Source organism: Streptomyces sp. NPDC001770 (assembly GCF_053596135.1).
This window is the reverse complement of sequence record NZ_JBSFFN010000043.1, coordinates 1-17,660: the sequence shown is the minus strand read 5'-3', so window position 1 is coordinate 17,660 and position 17,660 is coordinate 1. Positions and strand designations below refer to the sequence as shown.

Here is a 17,660-nt window from a genome sequence, read left to right as displayed (position 1 = left end):
GGCGTGGCGCTGCCTGGTGGTCGTCCCGGTCGTCTGGGCGTGGACGTACCTCGTGGTCGTCCCGCTCGGGTGGCTGTACCGCGTGGTGCTCACCCGCGTCGGCCGCGCGATGGTGCTGGTGGCCCGGGCGCTGACCGTGTGGCCGGTGACCTTCCTCTGGCGGTACGTGCTGGTCCCGGTGGTCCGGTACGGAGTCCTCGTCCCGCTCGGGTGGCTGTACGCGGCCGCCCTCACCCCGGCCGGGCACGGGCTGCGGAGCCTGTACCGCACCCTGCTGATCCCGCTCGGGCACGGACTCCTCGCCGCACTGCGGTGGCTCGGACCCGCTCTCTTCGTCCGGCCCTTCGTCGGCCTCTGGCGGTACGTCCTCACCCCCCTCGGCATCGCCGTCGCCTGGCTGGCGCGCACCCTCCTGGTGGTGCCGCTGGTCTGGCTCTGGCGGTCGGTGCTCACCCCGCTCGGACGGGGCACGCTCCGGCTGATCCGCGCGGTGGGGGCCGGGCTTGTGTGGTGCCGGTGGACGCTGGTCGTCGTCCCCGTGGCCTGGCTGTGGCGGCGCGTCCTCCACCCTGTGCTGCGGGAGACCGGGGCGGCGCTCGTGGTGGCCTGGCGGATCACCGGAATGATCAGCCGCGCGCTCGGGCGGGCCCTGGCATGGCTGCTCCGCACCCTCCTCGTCGCCCCACTGGCCTGGTGCTACCGCACCCTCTGCACCCCGGTCGGGCACGCCGTACGGGACTGGGTGTGGAAGCCCGCCCGTATCGCCGCCTCGGCGACCGGACGTGCCGTGCGCGACACGCTGCGTACGGCACGCGATGCCGTCCGCCAGGCCCGCCGCGACGCATGGCGCGCGTTCACCGGCCGGCCGGCGAACCCGGAGGTCGGCGGACCCGGGAGGGTTACTGCGCGTACTCTGGGTGAGGAGCACCATGCGACACCCGTGCACGGCGTGGCGCCCGCACCCGAGATCTCCCCGCCCGGCGGAACCACAGGCCGGAGGGGGTGAGCCGGAGCGGGGCCCCCGTGACGACCTGTACTTCGTGGGCGGCGCGCCACCGCGCCCGCCCCGCACCGAGGAGAAGAACCACTGGGCAAGCGACAGCCCGAAGGCCCGCCGCCCGCACCGGCGGTGCAGCGCATCCGACTGCGCTACACCAAGCGCGGCCGCCTCCGGTTCACCAGCCACCGAGACTTCCAGCGTGCCTTCGAGCGGGCCCTGCGCCGCTCCGAGGTGCCGATGGCCTACTCGGCGGGCTTCACCCCGCACCCCAAGGTCTCGTACGCCAATGCGGCTCCGACCGGCACCGGCAGCGAGGCCGAGTTCCTGGAGATCGCGCTCACCGAGCACCGCGACCCGAAGGTCCTGCAGGACCTCCTCAACGAATCCCTCCCGGACGGCCTCGACATCACCGACGCCGTGGAGGCCCGGACCTCCGGGCTCGCCGACCGGCTGACCGCCTCGATCTGGGAGATGCGCCTGGACGGCGTCACCGTCCAGGACGCCGAACAGGCCGTGGCCGCCTTCCTGGCCGCCGAAACGGTCGAGGTCCAGCGCCGGGCGAAGAACGGTATGCGTACCTTCGACGCCCGCGAGGCCGTGGTCGGTCTCGAGGCCCTCGGTCCACAGGCCGATGGGTCCATGGACACCGCCTGTGCGATACTGCGCCTGGTAGTGCGGCACATGACACCCGCCGTACGACCCGACGACGTCCTGTCCGGTCTCCGAGCTGTGGCCGACCTGGCGCCGCCGGTCCCCGTAGCGGTGACCAGGCTGGCGCAGGGGCTCTTCGACGAGGAGTCCGGCACGGTGACCGACCCGCTCGCGCCCGACCGCGACGCACCCCCGGCCGTCCCCGCGACGGCCCCCGGGAGTGTCGCGACGGCGCCTGAAGGTTCGGGTTCCGCGTAAGGCGGTCGTTGTAGCGCGGCCCCCGGGAAGGAACCGGGGTCGGGCCGCGCACTGACCAGAAGACTTTCGCCAGGCCGTGCGCACTCCGCGTACGGAACCGGCGAGCCAGACATCAGCTCCCGTGCGGCGCCCGCGCCCCGGACAGCGGGGTCGCGCACCACGCGACCACCCCGCCGGACCGGATCAGGCGCGGCGCCCGGGAGCGCGACGGGAGAACCGCCCGCATGCTTGAGCCGACCGAATCCGGCACGACCGGAAACAACGAAGAGAACACCCCCGGGGACAAGCTGCCGCCGCGCCGCAGGCGCCGCGCCGCTTCCCGCCCCGCCGGCCCGCCGTCCGGCGGAGCCGCGAAGGCGCAGGACCAGACGCCTGCCGCCGAGTCCGCTCCGGTGGCCGAGGCCGTCGTGGAGCAGGCCGTTGCCGAGGAGCCGGCTGTCGAGGCGCCGCGTGGCCGTCGTCGCGCGGTGCGCAAGGCGACTTCCCCGGCCGGTGCGCCGCAGGCCGCAGTCGAGGCCACTCCGGTGGTGGAGCCGGTCGAGGAGCAGGCCGCCGAGGAGTCGGTGGAGGCTCCGGCGCCGCGTGCCCGTCGCCGTGCGGTCCGTAAGGCGACGGCTCCGGCCGGTGCGCCGCAGGCCGCCGCGTCCGCCGCCGAGGAGATCGTGGTCGAGTCCGCTCCGGTGGCCGAGGCCGTCGTGGAGCAGGCCGTTGCCGAGGAGCCGGCTGTCGAGGCGCCGCGTGGCCGTCGTCGCGCGGTGCGCAAGGCGACTTCCCCGGCCGGTGCGCCGCAGGCCGCAGTCGAGGCCACTCCGGTGGTGGAGCCGGTCGAGGAGCAGGCCGCCGAGGAGTCGGTGGAGGCTCCGGCGCCGCGTGCCCGTCGCCGTGCGGTCCGTAAGGCGACGGCTCCGGCCGGTGCGCCGCAGGCCGCCGCGTCCGCCGCCGAGGAGATCGTGGTCGAGTCCGCACCGGTGGCCGAGGCCGTCGTGGAGCAGGCCCCTGCCGAGGAGCCGGCTGTCGAGGCGCCGCGTGGCCGTCGTCGTGCCGTGCGCAAGGCGACTTCCCCGGCCGGTGCGCCGCAGGCCGCCGTACCCGCGGCCGAGCCCGCCGAGCCGGTCGGCGAAGCCCTGCCCGAGGCCGTCGCCGAGGAGCTCGCCGCCGAGCCCGAGGAGGTCGCGGAGTCCGCGCCGCGCGGCCGCCAGCGCCGCCGCGCCACCGCCGCCGCCGGCCGCCCGGTCGCTCCCGCCACCCGCCCGGCGTTCACCGCGACCGAAGAACCCGTCCGCCGCGGACGCCGCGCCACCCGCCCGGCCGTGGCCGTCTTCCAGGCGCCGGTCTTCTCCGAGCCCATGTTCCAGACCCCGGAGACCGCGGCCGCCGCGGCCGCCGCCGCTCCGCCGTACGTGGAGCCGGAGGACGAGGAAGAGACCGAGGACGCGCAGCAGCAGGCCGTCGAGGCGCCCGCGCCCGCCGAGCCCGCCGGGCAGACCCCGCGCCGCCGTCGCCGCCGCCGCGGTGAGGCCCCCGAGGCCGAGCAGGCCGTCGCGCCCGCCGAGCCGGAGGCGGAGCCCGAGGCCGAGGACGCGACCGAGACCGAGACCGAGACCGAGACCGAGGCGGAGCACGAGGCCGCCGACGAGAACGAGTACGGCGACCGCCCGTCGCGCCGCCGCCGTCGCGGCGGCCGGCGCCGCCGCCGCGGAGACGCGGGCGACGGCGACGAGGGTTACGAGTCGGAGCACTCCGCCCCGTCCGACACCGCCGACGAACAGCAGCCCGCCGTGGCGGACGCCGACGACCACGACGGCGACCACGACGAGGACGACGAGCGCCACGACTCCGCCGCCAGCGGCTCCAGCAGCAGCCGTCGCCGCCGTCGCCGTCGCCGCCGCAGCGGTGACGCCGTCGACAACGGCACCGACAACGGAGCCCAGGGCTCCGGCTCCGACGACCCGGAGCGCACGGTCGTCAAGGTCCGTGAGCCGCGTGAGCGCCGTAGCCGCGAGTCGGCCGACCGGGAGCCCGGTACCGGCTTCGACGAGGTCCAGTCCATCAAGGGCTCGACCCGTATGGAGGCGAAGAAGCAGCGCCGCCGCGAGGGCCGCGAGCAGGGCCGCCGCCGCGTCCCGATCATCACCGAGGCCGAGTTCCTGGCCCGCCGCGAGGCCGTCGAGCGGGTCATGGTCGTCCGCCAGAGCGGCGAGCGCACCCAGATCGGCGTCCTCGAGGACAACGTGCTCGTCGAGCACTACGTCAACAAGGAGCAGGCCACCAGCTACGTCGGCAACGTCTACCTGGGCAAGGTCCAGAACGTGCTGCCGTCGATGGAGGCCGCGTTCGTCGACATCGGCAAGGGCCGCAACGCCGTGCTGTACGCCGGTGAGGTCAACTTCGAGGCGCTCGGCATGGCCCACGGGCCGCGCCGCATCGAGACCGCCCTCAAGTCCGGCCAGTCGGTGCTCGTCCAGGTGACGAAGGACCCGATCGGCCACAAGGGCGCCCGTCTGACCAGCCAGGTCTCGCTGCCCGGCCGCTACCTCGTCTACGTGCCCGAGGGCTCGATGACCGGGATCAGCCGCAAGCTCCCCGACACCGAGCGCGCCCGGCTGAAGACCATCCTCAAGAAGATCGTCCCCGAGGACGCGGGCGTCATCGTGCGCACCGCCGCCGAGGGTGCGAGCGAGGACGAGCTCCGCCGTGACGTCGAGCGCCTCCAGGGCCAGTGGGAGGAGATCCAGCGCAAGTCGCGTGCCACCGGCAGCTCCAACGCGCCGACGCTGCTCTACGGCGAGCCGGACATGACCGTCCGGGTCGTCCGCGACATCTTCAACGAGGACTTCTCGAAGGTCATCGTGAGCGGCGGCGACGCCTGGGAGACGATCCACGGATACGTCTCGCAGGTCGCCCCCGACCTGACGGACCGGCTGTCGCGGTGGACCTCCGAGGTCGACATCTTCGCGACGTACCGCATCGACGAGCAGCTGATGAAGGCGCTGGACCGCAAGGTCTACCTGCCCAGCGGCGGGTCACTGGTGATCGACAAGACCGAGGCGATGGTCGTCGTCGACGTCAACACCGGCAAGTTCACCGGACAGGGCGGCAACCTCGAGGAGACCGTCACCAAGAACAACCTGGAGGCGGCCGAGGAGATCGTGCGCCAGCTGCGGCTGCGCGACCTCGGCGGAATCGTCGTCGTCGACTTCATCGACATGGTGCTGGAGTCCAACCGCGACCTGGTGCTCCGGCGCCTGCTGGAGTGCCTGGGACGCGACCGTACGAAGCACCAGGTCGCCGAGGTGACCTCGCTGGGGCTCGTCCAGATGACCCGTAAGCGGGTCGGCCAGGGGCTGCTGGAGTCGTTCTCCGAGACCTGCGTCCACTGCAACGGGCGCGGCGTGATCGTGCACATGGAGCAGCCGGCGACGTCCGGCGGCGGCGGTGGCGGCAAGCGGTCCAAGAAGCGCCGCGGCGGCGCGGACCAGGACCACGGCCACGAGCAGGACCACGGTCACGAGCAGGAACACGGCCACGAGCAGGAACACGGCCACGAGCACGAGCACGAGTCCCTGGCGGAGGTCGCCGCCGAGGTGGCCGAGCCGGTGGCGCTGCCGGAGCCCGAGTTCGTCCCGGACGAGGAGCTGTACAGCAGCCCCGCCGAGGCGGAGGCGGCGGCTTCGCGCGGCCGTGGGCGCCGCAGGGCGACCCGCAAGGTGTCGGCCCCGGCCGGCGCCCCCAGGGCCGCCACCCCGGCGCCGGTCGTCGAGGCGAAGCCGGCCTTCGAGGCGAAGCCGGCCGAGGCCGTGGAGCCGGTGGCCGAGCCGGTCGCCGAGCCCGCGCCGGTCGTGGAGCCCGTCGTGGAGCCGGAGCCCGTCGTGGAGCCGGCCGCCGAGGCCGCGCCCCAGGGCCGTACGCGCCGCAGGGCGACCCGTAAGGCGACCTCTCCGGCGGGTTCGCCGAAGCAGGCCGCCCCGGCGGAGCCGGTGACCCCCGTCGAACCCACCGCCGACCCGGTGGCCGCCGAGGACCCGGTCGTCGAGGCGCCCGCACCGGTCGTCGAGGTGCCCGCGGAGGCCCCCGAGGCAGCGGCTCCGCCGCGGGCCCGCCGCAGGGCGACCCGTAAGGCGACCGCTCCGGCGGGCTCGCCGTCCGGTGCCGAGGAGGCCGAGATCGTCGTCGTGACGGGTACGCCCGCCCCGGCCGACGAGGTGGCCGAGGCTCCCGTCGCCGGGACCGGTGACGCGGCCGAGGCCGAGGAGGCCGCGCCCGCCAAGAAGACGGCGGCGCGCAAGACCGCCAAGAAGGCTCCGGCGAAGAAGGCGGCCCCGGCCAAGAAGGCGGCGGCCGTGAAGAAGACGACGGCGGCCAAGAAGACGACGACCGCGAAGAAGACGACGACGGCCAAGAAGGCGCCGGCGAAGCGGGCGACCAAGAAGGCCGTCGCCGCCGAGCAGTCGTCCTCGGCCGGTTCGTCCGAGGAGTGACCGCGGGCTGATCCCGCACGCACCACCACCGGTGGGCCGTTTCCCCGACGCGGGGGAGCGGCCCACCGGCGCGTAGGGGGCCGGGGCCGGTGAGAGGTTCCCCGTGCGCCCTTCCGGGCCGGTTCACGGCCCCGTGGAGTCCCCGGAAGGAGCTCGGCCGGGTGTGGTGAACCCCGTACGCCGCACGGGCGCGCAGGAGCTCACCGGGGGCGGTTTGACCCGTCGGGCGGTGGCCCCGTAGCCTTGACCCTCGGCGTGTTTGTCTGTGCGCCTACCCCTGAGCACATCCCTCCCGGTGCGGTTCCGCGCCAGGAGAGGCCGCTCATCCTTCCGGATCGTCCCGGGCCCCGGCCCGTGCGAGCGGCTGGCATCAGGGGATCCGTTCCGAGCGAGAGAGAGACCCGCGTGTACGCCATCGTGCGCAGCGGTGGCCGCCAGCACAAGGTTGCTGTCGGTGACATCGTTGAGGTTGACAAGATTTCCACTGCCAAGGTTGGCGACACGGTCGAGCTCTCGACCCTGCTCGTTGTCGACGGCGAAGCCGTGACCAGCGACCCGTGGGTCCTGGCCGGCATCAAGGTCCAGGCCGAGGTCGTGGACCACCACAAGGGCGCGAAGATCGACATCCTTCGCTACAAGAACAAGACCGGCTACCGCCGTCGCCAGGGTCACCGCCAGCAGTACACGGCGATCAAGGTCACCGGTATCCCCGCGGCTGCGAAGTAAGGGACTGAGACATGGCACACAAGAAGGGCGCATCGTCCACTCGGAACGGGCGCGACTCCAATGCTCAGCGGCTCGGCGTGAAGCGCTTCGGCGGTCAGGCCGTCAACGCCGGTGAGATCCTGGTCCGCCAGCGCGGCACCCACTTCCACCCGGGCACGGGCGTCGGCCGTGGCGGCGACGACACGCTGTTCGCGCTGACCGCCGGTGCGGTGGAGTTCGGCACGCACCGCGGCCGCAAGGTCGTCAACATCGTTCCCGTCGCCGCCTGATCTTCCGGCGAGCACGGTAACGACGCAACACCTTCCGAGGGCGGATCTCAGCTTTCCCGGTCGACGGGGAAGCGGGTCCGCCCTCGGCGTGTTACATCAGAGACAGATCCGTAGATAGCAGTACCTGGAGGCACCCACCATGACCACCTTCGTGGACCGCGTCGAGCTCCATGCCGCCGCGGGTAACGGAGGCCACGGCTGTGCCTCCGTCCACCGTGAGAAGTTCAAGCCCCTCGGCGGACCCGACGGCGGCAACGGCGGACGCGGCGGCGACGTGATCCTCGTCGTCGAGCAGGCCGTGACCACGCTGCTGGACTACCACCACCACCCCCACCGCAAGGCCACCAACGGCCAGCCCGGCGCGGGCGACAACCGTTCCGGCAAGGACGGCCAGGACCTGGTCCTGCCCGTGCCGGACGGCACCGTCGTCCTCGACAAGGACGGCAACGTCCTCGCCGACCTCGTCGGCCAGGGCACCACGTTCGTCGCCGGACAGGGCGGCCGCGGCGGCCTCGGCAACGCGGCGCTCTCCTCGGCCCGCCGCAAGGCCCCCGGCTTCGCGCTGCTCGGTGAGCCGGGCGAGGACCGCGACATCGTCCTGGAGCTCAAGACCGTCGCCGACGTGGCGCTGGTCGGCTACCCGAGCGCCGGCAAGTCCTCGCTGATCTCGGTGCTCTCGGCCGCGAAGCCGAAGATCGCGGACTACCCCTTCACGACGCTCGTCCCGAACCTCGGTGTCGTCACCGCCGGTGAGACCGTCTACACCATCGCCGACGTCCCGGGCCTCATCCCCGGCGCCAGCCAGGGCCGCGGCCTCGGCCTGGAGTTCCTCCGCCACGTCGAGCGCTGCTCGGTGCTCGTGCACGTGCTGGACACGGCGACGCTGGAGTCCGACCGTGACCCGGTCTCCGACCTCGACATCATCGAGGAGGAGCTGCGTCAGTACGGCGGTCTGGAGAACCGGCCCCGCATCGTCGCCCTCAACAAGGTCGACATCCCGGACGGCCAGGACCTGGCCGACATGATCCGCCCGGAGCTGGAGGAGCGCGGCTACCGCGTCTTCGAGGTCTCCGCGATCGCCCACAAGGGCCTCAACGACCTCTCGTACGCACTGGCCGGGATCGTCGCCGAGGCGCGCGCCACCAAGCCTGTGGAGGAGGCGACCCGGGTCGTCATCCGCCCGAAGGCCGTCGACGACACCGGGTTCACCGTCACCGTCGACGAAGAGGGCATCTACCGGGTGCGCGGTGACAAGCCCGAGCGCTGGGTGCGTCAGACCGACTTCAACAACGACGAGGCCGTCGGCTACCTCGCGGACCGGCTGAACCGCCTCGGCGTCGAAACCGCCCTGATGAAGGCCGGTGCCCGCGCGGGCGACGGCGTGGCCATCGGTGCCGAGGAGAACGCGGTCGTCTTCGACTGGGAGCCGACGATGATGGCCGGCGCCGAGATGCTCGGCCGCCGCGGCGAGGACCACCGCCTGGAGGCCCCGCGCCCCGCCGCGCAGCGCCGCCGGGACCGCGACGCCGAGCGGGACGACGCGCAGAAGGAGTACGACGAGTTCGACCCCTTCTAAGGGGAGCCGTTCCAGGAGCCGTGAGGAGTACCGGGCCCGTGAAGCCCGGTACGGGCCTCTCCGCCGGCACCGCAGCAGGGCCCCCGGCCCACGCGGTCGCCGGGGAGGGGCCCTCGCGCGTTCCGGGGGGCGGGCGGTACGGCGCAGCGGAATCCAGGGAGACAGCGAGCCCCCCGAACGGGTGAGGCGGGGCGACGTGTGTCGGCCGGTCGGGTGAAACGAAACGACCGTCCGGGCCGCTCAGGCGGGACGTCGCCCGCTCAACCGTGTGGTGTCGGTCACCTGCTCGCGCGGCACTTTCGCAGGTAACGGCCCTGCTCACACGGGAACGGCGGGTGTCGTGGGAACGGCCTGCACTCGACGTCCACCTTGCGAGATGGTAACGGAGAGTGCAACCATCGGGGGGTTCCCGAGCCCTCGCAAGGTAGGTCGTCTGTGTCTGTGCAGCACATAGCCCAAGCCCGTACCACAGCAGTCGTGCTCGCCGGGGGTACCGGTCAGCGCGTGGGACTGTCCATCCCCAAGCAGCTGCTGAAGATCGCAGGCAAGGCTGTCATCGAGCACACCCTGTCGATCTTCCAGCAGTCCGAGTCGATCGACGACATCATCGTGCTGATGGCGCCCGGCTATGTCGCCGACGTCGAGAAGATCGTCGCGAAGGCCGGCCTGACCAAGGTGGTCAAGGTCATCGAGGGCGGGACGACGCGCAACGAGACCACCGAGCGGGCCATCTCCGTCCTCGGCGAGGGCCTGGCGGAGGGCGAGGACCGCAACGTCCTCTTCCACGACGCCGTGCGCCCCCTGCTGTCGCAGCGCGTCATCACCGACTGCGTCGACGCCCTCGGGCGGTACGAGGCGGTGGACGTCGCCATCCCGTCCGCGGACACGATCATCGTGACCCGTACGCACGGCGGCGACGGCGAGTTCATCACCGAGGTCCCCGACCGTTCCCGCCTGCGCCGGGGCCAGACGCCGCAGGCGTTCAAGCTTTCCACCATCCGCAGGGCGTACGAGGTCGCGGCCGGCGACCCGAACTTCCAGGCGACCGACGACTGCTCGGTGGTCCTGAAGTACCTGCCCGACGTGCCGATCTACGTCGTCGCGGGCGACGAGTACAACATGAAGGTGACCCAGCCGGTCGACGTCTTCATCGCGGACAAGCTCTTCCAGCTGGCCTCCACGGCCGTGCCGTCGCCCGCCGACGACGCGGAGTACCGGGAAGCGCTGACCGGGAAGACCATGGTCGTCTTCGGCGGCTCCTACGGGATCGGCGCGGACATCGCCGCCCTCGCCGAGTCGTTCGGCGCCAAGGTCTACGCGCTCGGCCGGTCCACCACCGGTACGCACGTGGAGAACCCGGAGCACATCGACGACGCGCTCTCCAAGGCGTACGCCGAGACCGGCCGGGTCGACTACGTCGTCAACACCGCCGGGGTGCTGCGGATCGGCAAGCTCGCCGAGACGGACAACGCGACGATCCAGGAAGCCCTGAACGTCAACTACCTCGCGCCGGTCCAGATCGCCCGGGCCTCGCACAAGTACCTCGCCGAGTCCAGGGGCCAGCTGCTCCTCTACACCTCCAGCAGCTACACCCGGGGCCGGGCCGAGTACAGCCTGTACTCCTCCACCAAGGCCGCCATGGTCAATCTCACCCAGGCGCTCTCGGACGAGTGGGCCGGTGACGGGGTGCGGGTGAACTGCGTGAACCCGGAGCGCACCGCCACCCCGATGCGTACGAAGGCCTTCGGCGACGAGCCCGCGGGGTCGCTGCTCTCCTCCGAGGCGGTCGCCCGGACCTCCCTCGACGTGCTGCTCTCCGAGATGACCGGACACGTCATCGACGTACGGCAGCAGGACCCGACCCGGGGCGCCTCCGAGGCGTCGGGCTTCGAGCAGGCGCTGGCTGCCGTCCTGGACCGACAGGCCGATGTGTAATACTGCTTGACAATCCACCATTCGGACCCCTGTCGTTCACGTTCGCGTGAAGGGCAGGGGTCCGAATGCGTGACGCTATTTCTTCACAATTTCCCCGCAAGGTATTAGTCGGAACCCTCGGGAGCGGTACTTCGTGTTTTCGAAAGCCATTCGCGTGGCGAGAGTGGGCAGCGGTTCTGAGCTCGCTGCCGCAATTCTCCTGGCCCTGGGATTCCCGTGCGTCATGCTCGCGGCGATACTCCCCAATATCTGGCTGTTCGCCGCCGCAGTCCTCGTCACATATCTGGCCGACCGGTATTTGCACCACTGCGGCAGTTATCTCGTCAATCGCCTCGCCGCCGTCCGGGCCGGCCTGTCGATCCGTTTCCTCGTGCGTGAGCTGCTGCTGATCCTGCTCATGTCGCGCATGGGATACGGCGAGGGGGCGTTCTTCTACACGACGGTCGCCTGTCTCCTGGCGTTCTACGGCCTCCAGGCGCCGCAGAGCGCGATGGTGACCCTCATCCGGCTCCGCCGCAAGCTGCCGGTGGTCACCCGGAACATCGACCTCGGCCCCGTCGGGATAGGGGACGCGCCGCCGCGTCTGCTGATGAGCCGCCCCGCCGAGAAGATGCTCCACTTCGACGTGTTCGCCCTGGTGGGCGTGGTGGCCGCGATCGAGACCGGCACCGACGCGCTCGCCTACGCGGGCCTCGGGCTGACGCTCGTCCTCGCGGTGGTCTACATCCTCGCGCTGCTGCCGTACGTGCGGCCCAGCCGTCTCGTGCCGCCGGAGGCCAAGGTCCTGGCGGCCGTCGACAACTGGCTGCGTGCGTACAAGCCGACCGTCATCCTCTACTTCTCCGGTTCCAAGGATTCCGCCTACCAGGTCAACATGTGGCTCGAGACCATGGGCCGGCTGAGCGGCCGCCCGATGGTCGTGCTCCGCGAGCGCTCCATCGTCCCGCAGCTCGCCGGCACGTCCGTCCCGGTCCTCTGTGTCCCCGGCGGCGTGCACCTGATGAACATGGACCTCTCGACGGTGCGGGTCGCGCTCTACGCGGCCAACGTGGGCAAGAACATCCACATGCTGCGCGTGCCGACCATGAAGCACGTCTTCATCGGCCACGGCGACAGTGACAAGCTGGCCAGCGTCAACCCGTACAGCAAGGCGTACGACGAGGTCTGGACCGCCGGCCGGGCCGGCCGCGACCGCTACGCGCTGGCCGACGTCGGCGTCCGCGACGAGGACATCGTGGAGGTGGGACGGCCGCAGCTCGCCTCCATCACCTCCTGGACCGGCTCCCCGAAGAACCCCGTCCCGACCGTGCTGTACGCGCCCACCTGGGAGGGCTGGGACGACAACCCGGGCAACACCTCGCTGCTGCTCGCCGGGGAGAACATCGTCCGCCGGCTGCTGGAGTCCGAGAAGCCCGTCCGGGTGCTCTACAAGCCGCACCCGTTCACCGGCAGCCGCAGCCGCAAGGCCGCCGCCGCCCACCTGCGGATCACCGCGATGATCGAGGACGCGGCCGCCCGCCGCGCCGACGACCCGCGCTGGACCGCGGAGAGCACGGCGCTCCGGGGCGAGCAGGCCGAGGCCCGCGCCGAGCTGGCCCGTATCGAGGCACGCCTGGCCGAGCTGGCCGGCGGCACCGGTGAGACGGCCCGCGACGAGGCCGAGCTCTCGCGCAACTCGCTGGCCGACCCGGCGCGCGAGGCCGAGACCGCGAAGCTGCGGGACGACTGGAACACCGCCTACTGGCGCTCCCGGGGCTGGTGGCAGCACCAGGTCATCTCCGGATCGACCATGCGTCTGTACGACTGCTTCAACGAGTCGGACGCCATGGTGTCGGACATCTCCAGTGTGGTCTCCGACTTCATCGCCAGCGGCAAGCCGTACGCGGTGACCGACTCGGCCGAGCTGGGCGAGGAGGAGTTCAAGCGCCAGAACACGGCCGTCCGGGCCGCGGTGATCCTCTCCAACGACGCGAGCGAGCTGGACCGCCTGCTCGCGGCCGTGTCCGACCCCGCCGCGGACGACCGGGCCGAGGGCCGGCGCGAGCTGAAGGAGTACCTCCTCGGACCCGACGAGCCGACCTCGCTCGTCCAGTTCGACCGTGCCGTCCAGGCGCTGGCCGGCCGGGCGGAGGCGCGCAATGCCGGGGTCGCTCACCTCAGCGAACACGTAAGTGGCTGAATCTCGCCAGAGGTGACTGAAAAGCCGTGCCCAATGGCCCGTTCTCGCCTCCGAAGAGGCCAGAACGGGCCATTGTGACGCAAGTCACTTTTCGTACTTGCTAGGTGTGCACAACCAATTCTGTGCGTCCGCTGTCATCTCTATTCGTGAACGACACTCGAATTCCAGACGTCAGCGTGATCGTCGGCGCTTACGAAGCCATGCCCTACCTCATCCGCTGCCTCCAGTCCGTGGAGGCACAGACCCTTCCCGCCGACCGCTTCGAGCTCATCGCGGTCGACGACGGGTCGAAGGACGGCACCGGCGCGTACCTGGACGAGTTCGCCGCACGTACGGCCGTCCCCACCACCGTGCTCCACCAGGCCAACTCCGGCGGCCCGAGCGGTCCGCGCAACGTGGGCCTCGCCCGCGCCCGCGGCCGGTACGTCTTCTTCCTCGACGCCGACGACTTCCTCGGCTTCGAGGCGCTGGAACGCATGGTCGCCATCGCCGACAAGGCCGGCACCGACGTGGTGCTCGGGAAGATGGTGGGGGTCAACCGGGGCGCCGCCGGGTCGATGTGGGGGCGCCACGACGAGGAGCGCGTCGACATCTTCGACTCCCGCGTCATCTACACCCTCAGCGCCCAGAAGCTCTTCCGCCGCGAGCTGCTGACCCGTCACGGGATCACCTTCGACGAGAAGATGCGCAACGGCGAGGACGCCATCTTCACCATGGAGGCCTACCTTCGGGGTGCCGGAGTCTCCGTCGTCTCCGAGTACGTCTGCTACTACCTGGTGGGCCGTGACGACGGCCTGCACGTCACCCGCAGCGGCAGCTACGAGCCCCGGTTCGAGGCGCTGCAGGCGCTGGTCGAGCTCATCGCCGAACTGGTGCCCGAGGGGCCGAAGCGCGACTTCATGATGGCCCGCCCGTTCACCGTGGGGCTCATCCAGCAGTTCGGGCCGGGCGTCCTCAAGGAGAGCGAGGAGGTCCGCGCCCACAAGCTGGAGCTGGCCGCCCCGATCACCAAGTACTGGACGCCGGGTGTGGCGAAGCTGATCAAGGTGAACGAGCGCCTCCGGCTCGAATGCGTCGCCCGCGGCCGGCTGGACCTGCTCGCCGACATCCACCGGTACATCGCCGCCCGGCACACCCCGAAGGTCGTCCGGGCCGAGCAGGGGGACGCTGCCTACCTCGTCTACCCGCACTTCCGGAAGCCCGAGGCGGGCCTTCCCGACTCGGCGTTCGAGATGACGGTGCCCGAGTGGGCCCCGAGCAAGCGGCTGCAGGTGCCCGCGCGGCCGAAGCCGGGTCAGCCCAAGCCCACGCCGACCCTGGCCCGCAGGGTGGTCCGCCGGGTCCGTCGTGACATGAAGCGGTGGAAGTCCTCGGTCTGATCCGACGGCCCGGAGCGGACGGGGCCGAGATGGTGGCAGAGTTACTCGTCGGGAAACCTCACGGGAACTCGAAGTAATATCCCATGGAATGAAAGCGGCCTCGGGAACGCCTGCCATCCGGCTTCCGGCCACCGACCACGCAGCTTGGGGACAGCACACGTGAAGGCACTCGTACTCTCCGGTGGGGCGGGCACCCGCCTGCGCCCGATCACCCACACGTCCGCGAAGCAATTGGTACCGGTCGCCAACAAGCCGGTGCTTTTCTACGGGCTCGAAGCGATCGCCGACGCCGGTATCACCGAGGTCGGCATCATCGTGGGCGACACCGCCGCCGAGATCCGTGAAGCGGTCGGCGACGGCTCGGCGCTCGGGATCAAGGTCACCTACATCCCGCAGGACCAGCCGCTCGGGCTGGCGCACGCGGTGCTCATCGCGCGCGACTTCCTGGGCGACGACGACTTCGTCATGTACCTCGGCGACAACTTCATCGTCGGCGGCATCACCGGCCTCGTGGAGGGCTTCCGCGGAGACCGCCCCGACGCGCAGATCCTGCTGACCCGGGTACCCAACCCGACCTCGTTCGGTGTCGCCGAACTGGACGGCGAGGGGCGCGTCGTCGCGCTGGAGGAGAAGCCGAAGGAGCCCAAGAGCGACCTCGCCCTCGTCGGCGTCTACCTCTTCACGCCGGCGATCCACGAGGCCGTCCGCTCGATCGAGCCGTCCTGGCGCGGCGAGCTGGAGATCACCCACGCCATTCAGTGGCTGATCGACCAGCAGCGCAACGTCCGCTCCACCACCATCTCCGGGTACTGGAAGGACACCGGCAACGTCACCGACATGCTGGAGGTCAACCGGTCCGTCCTGGAGACCGTCGAGCCGGCCATGGAAGGCGCGGAGGTGGACGAGCACAGCGAGATCATCGGCCGCGTGCGGATCGAGCCCGGCGCGAAGGTCACCGGAAGCCGCATCGTCGGCCCCGCGATCATCGGCGCCGGTTCGGTCATCAGCGACGCCTACGTCGGTCCCTTCACCTCGGTCTCCGAGGGCTGCCGGATCGAGGACAGCGAGATCGAGTACTCCATCGTGCTCCGGGGGGCCTCCATCACCGGCGTCCGCCGCGTGGAGGCGTCGCTCATCGGCCGCGACGTCGAGGTCACCCCGGCGCCCCGCAACCCGTCCGCCCACCGACTCGTCCTCGGCGACCACAGCAAGGTGCAGATCTCCTCATGACGACCAACATCCTGGTGACCGGCGGAGCCGGCTTCATCGGCTCGCACTACGTCCGTACCGTCCTCGGCCCCCAGGGGCCCGGCGACATCACCGTCACGGTGCTGGACAAGCTCACCTACGCGGGCAACCCCGCCAACCTCGACGAGGTCCGTGACCACCCCGGCTTCTCCTTCGTCCAGGGCGACATCTGCGACGCCGAACTCGTCGGCAAGCTCATGGCCGACCACGACCAGGTGGTGCACTTCGCCGCCGAGTCGCACGTGGACCGCTCCATCGACGGGGGCGCCGAGTTCGTCCGTACGAACGTCGTGGGCACCCACACCCTGATCCACGCCGCCCACCTGGCCGGGATCAAGACCTTCGTGCACATCTCCACCGACGAGGTCTACGGCTCGATCGACGAGGGCTCCTGGCCCGAGACGCACCCGCTGGAGCCCAACTCGCCGTACTCCTCGGCGAAGGCGTCCAGCGACCTCATCGCGCTCTCCTACCACCGCACCCACGGCCTCGACGTGCGGGTGACCCGCTGCTCCAACAACTACGGGCACCACCACTTCCCCGAGAAGGTCATCCCGCTCTTCGTCACCAACCTGCTCGACGGCAAGACCGTCCCGCTCTACGGCGACGGCGCCAACGTCCGCGACTGGCTGCACATCGACGACCACGTCCAGGGCATCGAGCTGGTCCGCACGGAGGGCCGCGCCGGCGAGGTCTACAACATCGGCGGCGGCACCGAGCTCTCCAACAAGGAGCTCACCGGCCTGCTGCTGGAAGCCTGCGGCGCCGACTGGGAGACCAGCGTCACCTACGTCGAGGACCGCAAGGGCCACGACCGCCGCTACTCCGTGGACTGCGCCAAGATCCGCGAGGAGCTCGGCTACGTCCCGCGCAAGGACTTCAGGCAGGGCCTCGCCGAGACCGTGCAGTGGTACCGCGACAACCGCGCCTGGTGGGAGCCGCTGAAGGACCGGGCCGCCCTGTGAGCCCCGTCTGGCTGGTGACCGGAGCCGGCGGCATGCTGGGCCGGGACGTCCTGGCGAAGCTCGCCGCGGAGGGCGTCGACGCGGTCGCCGCCGACCGTGCGGCGCTCGACATCGCCGATCCGGCCGCCGTCGCCGCCGCTTTCGCGGAGCACCGCCCCGAGGTCGTCGTCAACTGCGCCGCCTGGACCGCCGTGGACGACGCGGAGAGCCAGGAGGAGGCCGCGCTGCGCGTCAACGGCACGGGCCCGGCTGTCCTCGCCGAGGCGTGCCGCGAGCACGGCGCCGTGCTGCTCCAGGTCTCCACGGACTACGTCTTCGCCGGCGACGCCGGCAAGCCGTACGCCGAGGACGAGGCCACCGCCCCCCGCAGCGCCTATGGGCGGACCAAGCTCGCCGGCGAGCGCGCGGTGCTGGAGACCCTCCCGGAGACCGGGTACGTGGTCCGTACGGCCTGGCTGTACGGAGCGGGCGGCGGCAACTTCGTCCGCACGATGATCAAGCTGGAAGGCATCAAGGAGACCCTGGACGTCGTCGACGACCAGCGTGGCCAGCCGACCTGGACCGTCGACCTGGCGGACCGTCTGGTCGCCCTCGGCCGGGCCGCCCTCGCGGGCGACGCCCCGGCGGGTGTCTACCACGGCACCAGCGGCGGCGAGACGACCTGGTTCGGCTTCACCCGGGAGATCTTCCGGCTGCTCGGCGCGGACCCCGAGCGGGTCCGTCCGACCACCAGCGAGGCCTTCGTCCGGCCCGCTCCCCGTCCGGCGTACAGCGTGCTCGGCCACGACCGCTGGTCCGCCGCCGGGATCGCGCCGGTCCGGGACTGGCACGAGGCGCTGGCGGAGGCGTTCCCCGCCCTCGTCGCCGCCGAGCGCGGCTGACGCCCGACGCACCGTCACCACGGCCGTGGGGGCGCCCCCCCCCCCGGGGGGGCCGCCGCCGCGGCGGGGGACCCCCCGGTCAAACACAAAAAAAACACACAAAAACTTAAGTTGG

12 protein-coding genes are annotated in these 17,660 nt (G+C 71.5%); all 12 read left to right on the top strand.

Annotation, left to right across the window (positions count from 1 at the left end):
• Positions 1-1,006: hypothetical protein (locus ACWCSV_RS29835; protein WP_451147492.1), on the top strand; the 1,006-nt coding region annotated here is incomplete at its 5' end.
• A 123-nt stretch (positions 1,007-1,129) separates the two neighbouring features.
• Positions 1,130-1,909 (top strand): TIGR03936 family radical SAM-associated protein, encoded by a 780-nt coding sequence (locus ACWCSV_RS29830; protein WP_451147490.1) that lies wholly within the window; start codon positions 1,130-1,132, stop codon positions 1,907-1,909.
• Positions 1,910-2,133: 224 nt separating this feature from the next.
• Positions 2,134-6,387: an Rne/Rng family ribonuclease gene (locus tag ACWCSV_RS29825; RefSeq protein ID WP_451147488.1), complete on the top strand. Its 4,254-nt coding sequence runs from the start codon at positions 2,134-2,136 to the stop codon at positions 6,385-6,387.
• 405 nt (positions 6,388-6,792) lie between these two features.
• Positions 6,793-7,113 (top strand): 50S ribosomal protein L21, encoded by a 321-nt coding sequence (gene rplU, locus ACWCSV_RS29820; protein WP_365920392.1) that lies wholly within the window; start codon positions 6,793-6,795, stop codon positions 7,111-7,113.
• Positions 7,114-7,124: 11 nt separating this feature from the next.
• Positions 7,125-7,382: a 50S ribosomal protein L27 gene (rpmA, locus tag ACWCSV_RS29815; protein ID WP_014045902.1), complete on the top strand. Its 258-nt coding sequence runs from the start codon at positions 7,125-7,127 to the stop codon at positions 7,380-7,382.
• Positions 7,383-7,521: 139 nt separating this feature from the next.
• Complete coding sequence (obgE, locus tag ACWCSV_RS29810; RefSeq protein ID WP_451147486.1) at positions 7,522-8,958, top strand: GTPase ObgE; 1,437 nt, start codon at positions 7,522-7,524, stop codon at positions 8,956-8,958.
• Between the two features lie 435 nt (positions 8,959-9,393).
• Positions 9,394-10,893 (top strand): D-ribitol-5-phosphate cytidylyltransferase, encoded by a 1,500-nt coding sequence (locus ACWCSV_RS29805; protein WP_451147484.1) that lies wholly within the window; start codon positions 9,394-9,396, stop codon positions 10,891-10,893.
• A gap of 133 nt (positions 10,894-11,026) precedes the next feature.
• Positions 11,027-13,072 carry a hypothetical protein gene (locus ACWCSV_RS29800; RefSeq protein ID WP_451147482.1) on the top strand — a complete coding sequence of 682 codons (2,046 nt, stop codon included), beginning with the start codon at positions 11,027-11,029 and terminating at the stop codon, positions 13,070-13,072.
• Between the two features lie 146 nt (positions 13,073-13,218).
• Entirely contained in the window at positions 13,219-14,451 is a 1,233-nt protein-coding gene (locus ACWCSV_RS29795) for a glycosyltransferase family 2 protein (protein WP_451147480.1), read from the top strand.
• A gap of 159 nt (positions 14,452-14,610) precedes the next feature.
• Positions 14,611-15,681, top strand: coding sequence for a glucose-1-phosphate thymidylyltransferase (locus ACWCSV_RS29790; protein WP_451147478.1), 1,071 nt, complete (start codon positions 14,611-14,613; stop codon positions 15,679-15,681).
• Positions 15,678-16,664 (top strand): dTDP-glucose 4,6-dehydratase, encoded by a 987-nt coding sequence (gene rfbB, locus ACWCSV_RS29785; RefSeq protein WP_451147476.1) that lies wholly within the window; start codon positions 15,678-15,680, stop codon positions 16,662-16,664. The genes ACWCSV_RS29790 and rfbB overlap by 4 nt, the downstream gene beginning before the upstream one ends.
• A complete protein-coding gene (gene rfbD / locus ACWCSV_RS29780; RefSeq protein WP_451147474.1) occupies positions 16,661-17,545 on the top strand; it encodes a dTDP-4-dehydrorhamnose reductase in 885 nt (294 codons plus the stop codon). The genes rfbB and rfbD overlap by 4 nt, the downstream gene beginning before the upstream one ends.
• The last annotated feature ends 115 nt before the right edge of the window (positions 17,546-17,660 follow it).

Coding starts and splice junctions, on each gene's coding strand:
- ACWCSV_RS29825 (WP_451147488.1), top strand. CDS start 2,134: ATGCTTGAGCCGACCGAATCCGGCACGACCGGAAACAACGAAGAGAAC.
- rpmA (WP_014045902.1), top strand. CDS start 7,125: ATGGCACACAAGAAGGGCGCATCGTCCACTCGGAACGGGCGCGACTCC.
- obgE (WP_451147486.1), top strand. CDS start 7,522: ATGACCACCTTCGTGGACCGCGTCGAGCTCCATGCCGCCGCGGGTAAC.
- rfbB (WP_451147476.1), top strand. CDS start 15,678: ATGACGACCAACATCCTGGTGACCGGCGGAGCCGGCTTCATCGGCTCG.